Here is a 13571-nt window from a genome sequence, read left to right as displayed (position 1 = left end):
TACTTCCCTCCAGGAACCAACTCGACAGCATGCGGATTTACCACTTCATACATTACAAAGGTTGGTCACGTGTAATAACTGTGTGCTGCTGTTTTTTGAGTTGTCGGTGCATCTTGTACTTGGCCATGATCATATACAAGGACGGCACCACAAACAAAGTTAACAAGGTCGAAAATAACAAACCGAAAATAACGGTGAACGCTAGTGGCTTAAAGAGCAGGCTTCCCAATAGTGCTAAGGGAATCATACCTACAATGGCAGCCAGGGAAGTCAATAAAATCGGTCTGAAACGAGCAGCGGCCGCTTGTATTACGGCTTCCTTTAATTCCATTCCTTCATGTCTTGCATCCTCGATAAATTCAATTAAGACAATCCCATTCCTCACAACAATGCCCGCAAGTGCGATAATTCCCATGATGCTCATAAAACCGATGGGCATACCAGTCAGAAAAATACCAATTATCCCGCCGGCTGCTGCTAGGTACACGGTTGTCATAATAATAATAGGAATGGAGAGTGAATAAAACTGCATCGTGATCAAGAGTAGAATGAGTAAGACTACAACGATCGCCAGCTTCCCTAAATCCGCGAATATGGTAGACTGATCGGATGTTTCACCGCCTACCTCCCATTTATAGCCTTCAGGGAACTTCATTTGTGCCAGTTTGCCTTCCACATCTACCATGGCTTCGCTTGCAGTTCGTCCGTTCAAGTCGGCTTCGACTGTAATCGTCCGCTCCATATTGTAATGCTTGATTTGCTGAATAGCAAATGACGGCTTAATCTGTACTAGCTGGTTTAATGGAATTTGCTTTCCGGCTGCATTCACTACACTTAGTTGTTGGAAAAGCTTACTTGGCTCCTCGTTACTGTGATTCAAATACATTTTGATATCTACCAGACTGCTTCCAGTATCGAATTGACTGACTTGAGCTCCTTCTTTTAACAGAAGAAGGGTACGAGTCAAATCTGTGTAGCTTACTAAATATTGATCCATGGCTTGTTTGTTGACCTCAAGCTCGAGGGCATATCGTTCAATTCCTATGTCATCTACGATGCCCGTTGTGCCCTCTACTGTCGCGATCTGCTCCTTTGCTTTTTGGGCAAGGGTTTGCAGTTCATTTAAATCCTGACCTGAGATACGAATAGAAACGGGTTTACCTACTGGAATCCCAAGACGGGGAACATACATGGTAACCGTGACGCCAGGGTAGGATTTCTTAACATGTTGTTCCCAGGCATCAACTGTCGAATTGAGATCGAAAACATTCTCTTTTCCGACGACAGCAATCTGACCTACGGTTTCGTTATAAGTAATAGTTCCACCCATGCTATTAATGTCAGTAAACAGTTGGGGAGCAGTCCCTCCTGCGCTGTAAACGACCTTGGAAGTTTCAGGTTGCTTCTTGATCCAGCCTGCAAGATCTTTAACGACCTGGTCGGTTTCCGCAATGGAAGTGCCTACAGGCATTTTTACATTTAGTGCAACATGAGGGTCTTCCGATTCAGGGAAAAGCTCAACGGATGTAAAGGGAACTAATCCATAAGCAGCTGTTCCAAGCATGAGTCCAACCATAGCCGTCAGCAAGGGACGCTGAATGACTTTAGGCATCAGCTTTTGTGAATAAAGCTTGTTTAAAGAGTGAATCTGCTGACCGAGCAAGCCTACTGGTTTTGATTTCCCCTGAGGATGACGAGTCTGTCTGCGCTTCTCATACCATTCTCGAAAAATAGGGATGATCGTGAGGGACATGATCATAGAGGCTAACATGGTCAGAGAAACAATGGCGGGAATGGGTCTAATAAAGGCACCTACATTTCCGGGAAGAAACAACAGTGGAGCGAAAGCTGAGATGGTGGCCAATGTTGCAACCAAAATAGACAGCATGACCTCTTTGGTACCTTTTATAGCTGCAACGGAGGGTGATTCTCCTAATTCCGTAAGTCTGCGCTCAATATTATCGTTTACCACTACAGCATCATCCACGAGTATGCCGAGTACAATGATCAGACCGACAACGGAAATCTGATTTAAAGTAATGCCGAACATAGGTAGAAAGATAATGGCAATCGAAACCGAAATAGGGATTGCCAGCGCGACAAAAGCAGAGGTGAGCAAATTCAAGCCCAACATACAAACGAGAATAACAGCCGCAATTGCCAGAATCGTTTCACGCTTTAAGTCGTCAAAGATATGGTTTACCTGATCCTTTTGTGCAAAGAGAGTCTGTAAGTGAACACCTACGGGGAGTGTTTTCTCCAGCTCTTTGAGCTTGGTATTGACCTTTTCGCTCATAGAGGGGATGTCTGTGCCTGTTTCCGCTCCAATACTTAGCGTAATGGCCGGTTTACCCTCTACATAAGCGAAATATTCTGCCTCAGGATGTGCCAGCTCAGTTGTTCCAATATCTCTTAAATAAACAGGATTACCTTCCTTTGTACGTGTCAAAATGACCTGATTTAATTCGTCAGCTTTTTCGGTCTCACGAACAATGAGTTGATAGGTACGTCCGTTGTATTCAATATTACCGGTAGGAACTCGATCGATCTGAGATTGGATCGCTTGTGCCACTTGTCCCCACGACAACTGATATTGCTGGAGCTTCTGATTGTCGATATGGACACGTACTTCTTGGTCAGGAAGACCATTGAATTTGACACTGGATACGCCGGAAATCGTATTAAGTTGATCTTTCCAGGTGGTGGTCAAATCATTTAGTTTATACAGTGGTGCAGATGAGTCGGCGGTCAGAGCATAAGAGCCGATAAACGAGCTGGTCAGCTTGTCATTTACAACAGGCACCTCAGCACCTTGAGGAAGATCGGCTTGTGCATCTTGCACCTTTTTACGCATATTATCCCAAACTGTCTGAGGATCCACTCCATTTTTGGATTCGATTAGAATAGAGGAGAATCCGTTGCCAGAAGTCGAATTAATCGTTTTAACACCTTCAACCTCCTTGATGCGTTTCTCCAGCTCTTTAGTTACGGTTTGTTCTACCTTTTGTGGCGAAGCACCGGGGTAAACGGTTGTGACCATAGCATTCTGTATGGTCACGTCTGGCATTTCCTGCTGTGGTAACTGGAAAAAACCGAAAGCTCCAACTACAATCAGCATGACAAAAAACAGCAATGTTATTTTTCGCTTTTTTACGATGTACTCAATCATGGACGTCCGCCTTCCTCCGACTGAATCGCATTTCCATCAAACAGGGATTCTGCCCCTTTAATGACAATACGTTCTCCTTCACGAAGCCCGGATACAATTTGCAATTGATTATCTACAACCTGATTGCCAAGCTCCACAGGAGTTCTAACCGCTTTTCCTTGAATATCTTTGAAAATAAAAGGCTTGCTTCCCGTATTGATGACTGCTTCAGCAGGCACAAGAATACCATTCTTGTCTGTCACCTGATGCGCAGCTTTAATGACCTGGCCGGGTAACCAGTCTCGCTGTGGATTGGCAATGATAATCTCTACGTTAACCCGCCCCGTATCGGTGCTGGTTGAAGGATAGATGTTGGACACCATACCATGACGAGTCTCATCATAGAGTGCCACCTTCACCTGTTGTCCCTTTTTCCAATTCTTAATTTCACTGTCTGGTACGGGAAGGAGTACTTTAAGACGGTCGGTGGAGCCTATGCGATAGACGGCTTGGCCCGACGCGACCAAATCACCTGTATTCACGATTTTGTCTAAGATTACGCCGTTCACGGGAGAAGTTAAACGGGTGCGTGACAATGCCAGCTCCGCCTGGTCCTTGGCGACAAGGGCCTTTTCGTAGTTGGCACGTGCTTGTTTCTGGGAAGCCTCTGCTTGTTCGCTGGCTGCAAGAGCTTTAGTTTTACCTGCAATCGCATCCTGAAAGGAAGCTTGGACAGATTGATGCTCTTCGGCTGTGGCCCCTTCCAGCAAAAGAGATAAGGAAGCTTTTGCTTGCTCCAGATTTTGAAGAGCAGCAGTTGCATTCAGGCGGGCGTTCTCGTTATCCGACGCGGTAGCTGCACCTGCCTCAAACAGCTTTTGCGTCCGCTCGCTATCCGTCCTGGCCTTGTTATAGGCGCTTTGTGCCTTATCGACAGTGATCTGTGCTTGCTGTTTTTCCTGAGCGCGCGCACCCTTGCTGGCCTTGCTGACATTTGCACGAGCACTCGTAATACCTGCATCGGCGGATTGAATGGCAGAGGCAGCTGCCTGTAGGTTAGCCTGTGCGTTATCTATACCGGCTAAAGCTTCTTGGATAGAGGCCGTTGCCTGTGCAACCTGTAGCCTGTAGTCAGCATCATCTAGACGGGCAATGATTGCCCCTTTTTGGACTAGAGTGCCAGTAGTGACCTCTGCGCTGGCGACGATACCTCCATTTTGAAAGGCCAGTGTACGTTCTTCATAAGCCTGAAGGGTGCCTGACAAGTCATAGGCGGTATGGAGTCGTGTATTTTTGACGATTGTAGTGCGCACAACGGTCGGCTGTGCGGATGAACCTGAAGCAGCATCTTTTTTTCCGGTAGAACATCCGGCAATTGCGAGGCTCATTGATAAGGTGAGTATGATGATGGCCCGTTGTTTATTCATGATTATCCTTCCTTCCGATAGGGTCATAAAATCGACTTTAAACTAATTGGTTTAAAATGAACTCATTAGTTCATGTGTATTATAGTGCGCCTATATTGCATTCGTCAATTCACTGTTTTGGATTTTATGAATTAGTTGGCGGAATTTCGGAACTTTTGCCTTTATAATAAGTCTATTAACATAAGAGGATTTTTTTGTTTATTGGTAGAGTACATGCGCGGATTAATCCGTTTGAATACAAAGAAGATGGGAGCTATTATCCAAATGTTTTTAAGTAATAGAAAACAGAGCAAAGTGAAAGTAGATGGCAAAGGAATTGCTAAAAGATGGGCTGTTTTAACGCTGGCAGGAGTATTATGGGTCGGTCCGGTTGCCGGAACTGGGGTTCTAGTCCCGTTAAACAATTGGATATCTGCGCCAATCGCGAGTGCTGCCTCCGGTTCAACGGTAAAATTGGGTGAGGAGATCATTACTTCGGGCGCAACATTATTGAAATATCGTTTTAAAGGGTCCAAGGGAACAGCGCTGGCTGATATCGTTCGAATAGACCTGCAAAATCCGTACGTAAAGCTGGATGTCATGACTGGGAAGAACGGACAGTTTACGACCCGTCAGAGTACAGGCGGTATGGCAAAAGAGACCGGTGCGGTTGCTGGCGTGAACGGGGATTATTTTAATACCTCTAGCGAGGGAGCACCGATCGGTGGACAGGTGTCCAAAGGGGTGTTGATGTCTACTCCCTCTGATTTAACAGGGATGTATGCCTTTGCTGTAACGAAGGATGGCTCACCGATGGTTGAGCAATTTACTTTTGAAGGTACAGTAAAAGCTGGTGATGGGTCTTCCTTCTCTTTGGCAGGGATGAATAAGGCTTCGTACTCGCCTGAGACGAGTGGGAGCAGCTATAGTCACTCCAATGCTATGTATATTTATACATCTGCTTGGAAAGCAATTGAACGACCTAAAAACAGTTCGACAACGCCTACTGAAATATTGGTACAAAATGGCGTGGTTACGCAAGTCTCCGAAAATGCTACATTGAATATGACTGTTCCGCAGGATGGCTATATTTTGCGTACACACGGTAAAGCAGCGGATTATGCCAAAGCGCATCTGACTGTGGGACAGACTGTAGAAACGAACTATCACCTTCGCGTCAAATCGACAGGGAGTGAAGTAGATCCTTCCAACCTACAAATGATGATCGGTGGACATACCATATTAGTAAATGACGGACAGAAGACTTCGTTCTCCCGAAGTACGACAAGTATAGGCGGGACGCGTGCGCGTACGGCTTTGGGATATTCCCGTGACAAGCGATATGCCTATGTCATCGCCGTTGAGAAGAATGGGAACAGCGTTGGTGTATCCTTGAGCGAGCTGCAAACACTGATGAAAGATATTGGTGTCTGGAAGGGGATGAACCTCGATGGTGGCGGCTCTACCACCATGGTAACTCGTGATTTGGGAGATACGACAGCGGGGCTTACATTCAATACAGAATATGGTACAGAGCAACGTAGCATCGTAAATGGAGTGGGAGTATATACCACTGCTCCTAAAGGAACGCTCAAAGGCTTTACCATCAAGGGCAATAAAACGCTGCTGATTGGTCAGAGCGGAAGTTACTCCTTCAAAGGCTACGACAACTACTACAATCCATTTGATACCTCGAAAGTACAAGTGACGTGGAAGTCCAGCAACCCAGCTGTTGTGTCCGTGAGCGGCGGTGTTGTGAAGGGGGCCAAACCGGGAACTGCTACTTTAACTGCATCCAGTGGCTCAGCCAGTGCAACAACCAAGGTCACCGTGCTTGGAGCAGATGAAATTTCATCACTTACTGCAGGAAGTGGGACAGGCTCGCTTACTGCAGGAGCTAAAATCGCAGTACCGATAACGGCCAAGACGAAAGATGGACAGAGTGTCAGCATTACATCAGATGCGCTCAAATGGGAGTTCATCGGCTTTAAGGGAAACGTTAAGGATAATCAGCTTACGGTAAATACAGTGGATGCGGGTGTGAAAACAGGCTATGCCATTGGTCGCTACGATGGTTTCAGTGCGGTTGTCTTCCTGTCCGCTGGCGGGGCAAGTACAAATAACTGGGAAAACTTCGAAAATGTTTCGTATCCGGTTGATTTCACTTCAAATGTGGAAGGTGTTACCGGTACAGCGGCTGTTGTACAAGGGGATGGAGACCATGCCAATTCCAAAGTGCTGGAGCTAAGCTACGACATGACGAACGGCAGTGGCAAAATGTATGCTTACGCTCAATTAAATGGCACATCCGGGAAGACGTTGGAGCAGGCAGCTACATCCATCTCGATTGATGTCAAAGGGGATAAGAGTCTGAACTGGCTGCGTGCGGAGCTGGAGGATGCTCAAGGCAAAACGGCATACATTGATCTCGCCAAAGTGATTGACTGGAACGGCTGGAAAACGATTAACGCAGATATGAGCAGTTTAAATATTTCCTATCCGGCGAAGCTGAAACGTCTCTATGTGGTCAATGTAGCCGAGGGTCAGGATGAGCGCGCTAAGACAGGTAAGGTCGCTTTTGATAATATCTCTTTTAATACACCGGGGACGGTCGGCACAGAAGGACTTAAAAAGGGAACAGCTCAGATGACGATCGGTCAAAAATCAATGACGGTAAATGGAACGCCAACAACGATTGATGCAGCTCCGATGACTCGCAATGGTTCGACATATGTTCCAATTAAGTATGTGCTGGACGCATTTGGCGGACAAGCCAAATGGAATGCGGGCGATCAGCGGATCACCATTATGCGCGGTGGTGTGCTGATGGATTTGACTGTAGGAAAAAAAGAAGTGATTCTAAACGGAAAGCGTCAGAGCACTGAAGTTGCACCTATTGTACTGGGAGGCAGGACTTTAGTCCCATTAAGACTGGTGTCTGAACAGTTAGGAATGACTGTAAAATGGGAACAAGAAACGAAGACCATCACCCTCCAGTCATGATATGGTATGATATATACTTGAAATGCTAGGATTGGAGTAGAACATTTGTGGACTTTCAAGCCGATATCATAGACCGAGTCATTAAAAATGCCATCCAGGTGATGGAGAACAGCAAATATCAGATGTTCGAAATATTGGACACGGCCCGGACCGAACTGGTTACGTTAAATCAAGAGCTTCAGAGCGTATTGAAGGAAACGGCAGAAACGATCGAAAAAGTGGACCAGCTGGAAATGAACTATCGGCGGTCCCGAATTCGGTTGACTGAGGTCAGCCGTGATTTCGTCCGTTACTCGGAAGAGGATATCAAACAGGCTTATGAGAAGGCGACACAGCTTCAACTCGATGTGATGATTTTTCGCGAGAAGGAAATGTATCTCAAAGCCAGAAGAGATGATCTTCAAAAGCGGGCCAAAAGTGTCGAGGCTTCTGTCGAGCGGGCCGAAACTATCGGTTCGCAGATGGGGGTCGTGCTGGAATATTTATCGGGTGAGTTGGGACAAGTGACGCGGATCATTGAATCGGCCAAAAATCGGCAGTTTATTGGTCTGAAAATTATTTTGGCTCAGGAAGAGGAGCGTAAGCGCATATCCCGTGAAATTCACGATGGACCTGCGCAACTCCTTGCGCATCTAGTGCTTAGGACGGAAATTGTGGAAAGAATGATCGCCAAGCAGGAATTTAAGATGGTTCAGGACGAAATAGTAGACTTGAAGAAACAAGTTCGCTCCAGTCTTGAAGAAATGCGAAAGGTCATTTTCAACTTGCGTCCCATGGCCCTGGATGACCTGGGGCTTATTCCGACGCTCCGGAAATATGTGCAGGATTTTGAAGAAAAAACGAAGATTAGAGCGCTTTTTGAAACAAGGGGCAAGGAACACCGTCTCTCTTCCGCGATGGAAGCAGCCATTTACCGTCTGATCCAGGAAGCTTTGACTAACGCTGCCAAGCATGCTTACCCTACCTATGTGCTTGTGGAGATTACCTACCAGGCACAGCTTGTAAAAATTGTTGTGCAGGATAATGGTCTGGGCTTTAAGCCAGAGCTTTTTCAGCAAAAAAGCAAAGACCATGGGCATTTTGGTCTGATTGGTATGCGGGAAAGGGTTGAACTGCTCGAGGGGAGAATGGAGATCGAATCAGCTGAGAATCAAGGCACCAAGATAGTGATTCATATCCCAACCAACGTGGAAAAGGGAAAGGAGTAACAACATGGAAAATCAGGAAATGAGTAATGCACCCATTAAAGTTCTCTTAGCGGACGACCATCAGTTGTTTCGTGAAGGACTTAAACGTATTTTGAATATGGAGGACGACATTGAGGTCATCGGAGAATGTGGCGATGGCATTCAAGTGCTGGAATTCTGCAACGTAGAGAAACCGGATATTGTTCTGATGGACATTAATATGCCAATTGAAAATGGTGTAGAAGCAACTGAAAAACTACGGGAGATGTTCCCGGATGTCAAAGTGATCATTTTATCCATTCATGATGATGAAAGCTATGTATTCGAGACGTTGCGCAAGGGAGCCAATGGCTATCTGTTAAAAGATATGGAAGCCGAGTCCCTCATTAATGCTATTCGTTCAGTACATGAAGGATATGCATTTATTCATCCGAAGGTAACGGGCAAGCTTATTCAGCAGCTTCGTCGGATGACTTACCTGAATGAAACAGGGGCTATGGCGGAAGGTCATACTAAGGAAGCAGGCGTGAAGTTTGTTGCAGGTGAAAATAATCCGCTGACTCGTCGTGAAGCAGAAGTGTTACGTCTGATGGCCGAAGGCAAGAGCAATAAGATGATTGGTGAATATTTATTCATTAGCGAGAAAACGGTCAAAAACCATGTCAGCAGTATTCTGCAAAAAATGGAAGTGGATGACCGTACACAAGCAGTTATTAACTCCATCAAATATGGATGGGTTACGCTGTAAAGTGTAGTCTTTTCATGTATTAGACGATGCAGCTGCCTAGATATGAATGCTGTACCGCCTCTCTTTTAGAGCGAGATATCCGCTCGTATGGAAGTCCAGTACATAACCGTGACACCTCTTCCTGTTATACGGCATATATTGTCGCTATAGGAGGAGGTGGAACCCTCGTGACGGCTCACTTGGTTTGGATATTGCTTATATACGGTGTGGGAGCTGCAGTTGTGCATCTCATGTATATACGACAGGCGGTTCAGGCTTATCACAATGGCGAAGATGCACACACGACATCGCTGAATCGTCGTGCGACTCGCTACATTGTGATTACATCCAATGATGGAGATCGTGTGGAATGGGTGATGCGTTCATTGAGTATCCTTGCCTGGCTACACCGGAGGCCGCTACATGTAACGGTACTGGATGATGAATCTATAGACGATACGCTACCGATTCTGACCCGGCTGGTGCGCTATAGTCATATGGATGTTTCAGTCATCTCATGTCGTTTTTCACCGGGGAACCCGGTTTTGCCGAAGTCAGGCGGTGAAAAACAGGTTGTTATTGATCTTAGAACAGCAAACCCGTTGGCGGGCGTCCCACTTGTTCCTTAGTGACAGGGATCTGTGGACATCGTGGTTAAAATCAGATATAAATATTTATAGACAGTTGCATATGCAAGACAATAGGGATTTCGTTGAAATCTGTTTGATGTGAAGCACACTTCAGGCTAATAGCCATGGAAGTGTGCTTTTTTGCTGTTCTCTAGGGTGATAAGAACTAGGAACAATGATGAATGAGAGGAGAGAACAAAGATGAAAATTGCAGTATATGCAGTCAGATATAAAGGGAATTGGAATCTTCGATTATCTGTGGATATTCGAGTAGATATGACATGGTGGTGGTGTCAAGATAAGCACCAGGAGAATGCTGTCGAAAGGTGGGTGTTATTAGGAGACGAGCTTCCCTTGTCTTGGGGAGTAAGCCTGTGTGGAGGATTTAGGGAGTTAGCAGAGATGGAGCGGTGGGGGGATCGACAATGGTGGGCCTATACTCTTGCACAGCTAAAGAATGAGTTGGTTCTTGAATCTTCTAATGGAGAACGGATCTTATCTGGAGGAGTAGACAATATATACATTTGGGACCGGCACCAAGGATGGGTTTCACGCACTCAACATGGGAATGAGGGACAAGAAACAATAGGAACTGTACGTTCTATTCAAAACCGGAAGCTCGCCACGGGAGTAAATGGATTGGATATGGAATGTTTAACACGACAAGCGAACGAGCTGACTCATTTGTTGGCAGGACGCCAGTTGCTTGTTCCTGAAGCTGAAGCATTGCTAGCAGAGGCAGCCCCGGATTTGGAGCATACTTGGCGTTCAGCTGCGCAACTTGCATATCTGCAAGGCCGACTCAGCTTTGCTGCTGGTCTGGCTCCAGCACCACGTGCGCGCTGGTCTGCCGCGCGTAGACAGGAACTCCGCTGCAACCGTTGTGGCAGCGAAAAAGTGCACCGCACAAGCTGCGCATCGTGCGGTCGTAAGGCGTGCGCCTACTGCGAGACATGTCTGACGCTTGGACGCAGTCGTGAGTGCTCGTTGCTGCTGCGCGGTACAGCGAAACCTACCATACCGCGCACGGCAGAGGCAACCCCGGCGACGAATCTCGACCGCTGGGGGCTGAGCCCTGCGCAACGTGCCGCCGCCGAAGCAGCGCTGTGCTTTTTGGCCGCACCACCCGGAGGGGTGCGAAAATGCTCTCGCCCGGTAGGCCAATGGCAACGAGCGCGCGAATTATTCCGGCGCAGCATGCGTGCGCGCCAGGAATTAGGTGCTGCCGCTGCACATGGCAGCACTCTTGCCCTCAACGAGCAGTCATCGCCCAAATCTGGCGAGCGTGCTTGGGAGATTGCTGGCCGGCAAGTACCCGATTCTGCGGCCGAACGATTTCTGCTCTGGGCCGTGACTGGCGCGGGCAAGACGGAAATGATGTTTCCGCTTTTACAGCATGTGTTGGAGCGCGGAGGGACAGCGCTCGTAGCAACACCGCGCCGTGATGTGGTATTGGAGTTGGCACCTCGCTTGGCAGTTGCGTTTCCCCAGGTTAGCATGGTGACGCTTTATGGAGGGAGTGCAGAACGGTGGCAAAGGGGACAACTGACACTGGCAACAACACATCAGCTGTTGCGTTATCGCCAGGCTTTTGATTTGGTTGTAATTGACGAGATTGATGCATTTCCTTATCACAATGATCCAATGCTTGCCTTTGCTGCCCAAGCAGTATGTAAGCGGGAAGGAAAGTTTATTTATTTGTCTGCTACGCCACCGCGCCCCTTGCAGAAAGAGGCTGCACGTGGTCAACTGCCACATGCCAAGGTTCCCGTTCGTTTTCATCGTCATCCCCTACCTGTCCCAATTCGTTTGGGGACTCCTCCAGTGCATCAGTGGCTGCAAAAAGGTCAGCTTCCTGCTTCATTTGTTCAGCGCCTAAACGTATCCATTCAACGAGGGGCGCAGGTCTTTCTATTTGTGACACGAATCTCACATATTCAAGGCCTTGTGGAACTGCTGATTAGACAATTGCCTGATATACCTATCGCCGGCACCTCATCGCAGGATGAAGAACGAACCACTAAGGTGCGTTTATTTCGGGCTACTGAAATACGTGTGCTGGTTACAACCACTATTTTGGAGCGGGGAGTGACTGTTCCGCGGAGTGATGTGTATGTACTAGACGCGGACAGCAGTCTTTTTGATGAAGCATCCCTTGTCCAAATGGCTGGCCGCGCGGGAAGATCTAAGGATGACCCATGTGGTAGTGTTATTTTTATATCCCCTCAATGGACTAGCGGTCAAAAGAGAGCGATTAAACAGATTAAACGTATGAATGCACTGGCTCGGAAAAAAGGATATCTGAAATTGGTGAAGCACTAAATGCATTAAATAAAAAAAGTTTTTTTGGAAATGTGAAACCTGAAACAATGTCGGTACGTAAACTACCAAGAAAGGTGCATTTTGGTATGGGGATGATTCCAAGAACCCGTTTGTTTTTGAATTGGTTATTCCATCGTCAGTCGCAAACATGTGTTGCTTGCGGCACTCTCACAGGTCATTTTTCCGAATTTACTGGGCTTTGTACTCATTGTTCGACCCAAATTCCTTGGGTTTACAACATTCGTTGTGCACATTGTGGACGTCCGACGTCTTGTCCAGATTGCGTCAGGCCCGACCGATTAGTGCGTTATTATGTATGTAATCGGAGTGCAACTAGTTATACGCCGATGATGAAAGAATGGATTGGACAGTTTAAATACCGCGGCAATGAAAAGTTTGGCCCCCTGCTGGGCGAAATCATGAACCGTGCCTATCAGGCGATGAGACATGAATTTGCAGGTCATAAATGTAATCGTTTCAAGCAATCTTTGTGGGATGTAGATATAGTGACCTGTGTCCCGGTAAGTGAAAAGAGGCTGACAGAGCGTGGCTTTAATCAGGCTGAAATTTTGGCAGAAGAGATTGCAAAGCGAAATAAGCTCCCCTTTCTACCGTTACTTGTTCGCCCGCAAGATACAGGCAAGCAAAGCTTTAAATCAAAAAATGAACGCATGAATACAATGAATAATGCATTTTCTGTTCATCCCAATATGATGAATTTGATGAAATCTTTTATTTTAAAAGTTGAATCTCGACGTGCTACGGAGGAGTGCACGCACTCCGTTACAATTTTGCTTGTAGATGATATTTATACAACGGGGAGTACATTGCAGGCGTGTGCACGTGTTTTGAGAGAAAAGGCATTAGAACGAGGAGTACATTTGGCTATCTTTTGCCTGACTCTAGCGAGATCATGAGTCTGAATTTCTATTATATTCCATAATTTTATGCTTGAAACTATGAAAAAAAGGTTATAATTCTTTTGAAAGAAGGATTAAATGATAGAGTATAAGCCTTTTAATCCGTACAATCAGCAGAATTTGACAACAAGCTAGAGAGAGGTATATAATAAAAATATAGAGACGAACAAAAAGTTAGGAAGTGAGGGATGAAATCAGAATATTTCAATTTAGAGGTTGATTTTTTTGG

The 13571-nt window shown here is 46.4% G+C and carries 8 protein-coding genes; 6 read left to right on the top strand and 2 right to left on the bottom strand.

Annotated features, from left to right (window positions below; all coding sequences use genetic code 11):
- Window positions 1-52 precede the first annotated feature (52 nt).
- Together ACH59B_RS23025 and ACH59B_RS23020 are read right to left on the bottom strand one after the other, a co-directional pair.
- A complete protein-coding gene (locus tag ACH59B_RS23025; protein ID WP_285693294.1) occupies window positions 53-3169 on the bottom strand; it encodes an efflux RND transporter permease subunit in 3117 nt (1038 codons plus the stop codon).
- Window positions 3166-4575 (bottom strand): efflux RND transporter periplasmic adaptor subunit, encoded by a 1410-nt coding sequence (locus ACH59B_RS23020; protein ID WP_102997543.1) that lies wholly within the window; start codon window positions 4573-4575, stop codon window positions 3166-3168. Before ACH59B_RS23020 ends, ACH59B_RS23025 begins: the two co-directional genes overlap by 4 nt.
- A gap of 264 nt (window positions 4576-4839) precedes the next feature.
- Between ACH59B_RS23020 and ACH59B_RS23015 the strand changes: the two genes are divergently transcribed.
- From ACH59B_RS23015 to ACH59B_RS22990, 6 genes are all read left to right on the top strand, one after another.
- Complete coding sequence (locus ACH59B_RS23015; RefSeq protein WP_102997553.1) at window positions 4840-7557, top strand: stalk domain-containing protein; 2718 nt, start codon at window positions 4840-4842, stop codon at window positions 7555-7557.
- A 47-nt stretch (window positions 7558-7604) separates the two neighbouring features.
- Window positions 7605-8765 (top strand): sensor histidine kinase, encoded by a 1161-nt coding sequence (locus ACH59B_RS23010; protein ID WP_013373402.1) that lies wholly within the window; start codon window positions 7605-7607, stop codon window positions 8763-8765.
- A gap of 4 nt (window positions 8766-8769) precedes the next feature.
- The gene (locus tag ACH59B_RS23005) at window positions 8770-9492 is read left to right on the top strand and encodes a response regulator transcription factor (protein ID WP_013373401.1); all 723 of its coding nucleotides are present in this window, start codon (window positions 8770-8772) and stop codon (window positions 9490-9492) included.
- 167 nt (window positions 9493-9659) lie between these two features.
- Window positions 9660-10100: a hypothetical protein gene (locus tag ACH59B_RS23000; protein ID WP_017427118.1), complete on the top strand. Its 441-nt coding sequence runs from the start codon at window positions 9660-9662 to the stop codon at window positions 10098-10100.
- Window positions 10101-10301: 201 nt separating this feature from the next.
- Entirely contained in the window at window positions 10302-12422 is a 2121-nt protein-coding gene (locus ACH59B_RS22995) for a DEAD/DEAH box helicase (RefSeq protein WP_404302760.1), read from the top strand.
- A 347-nt stretch (window positions 12423-12769) separates the two neighbouring features.
- Window positions 12770-13339, top strand: coding sequence for a ComF family protein (locus ACH59B_RS22990; protein WP_090888717.1), 570 nt, complete (start codon window positions 12770-12772; stop codon window positions 13337-13339).
- The last annotated feature ends 232 nt before the right edge of the window (window positions 13340-13571 follow it).

The organism is Paenibacillus sp. DP01 (assembly GCF_044784315.1).
Taxonomy (GTDB): domain Bacteria; phylum Bacillota; class Bacilli; order Paenibacillales; family Paenibacillaceae; genus Paenibacillus; species Paenibacillus polymyxa.
Note: the sequence above shows the minus strand (reverse complement) of the source record. Positions and strands in the feature narration are given on the sequence as shown.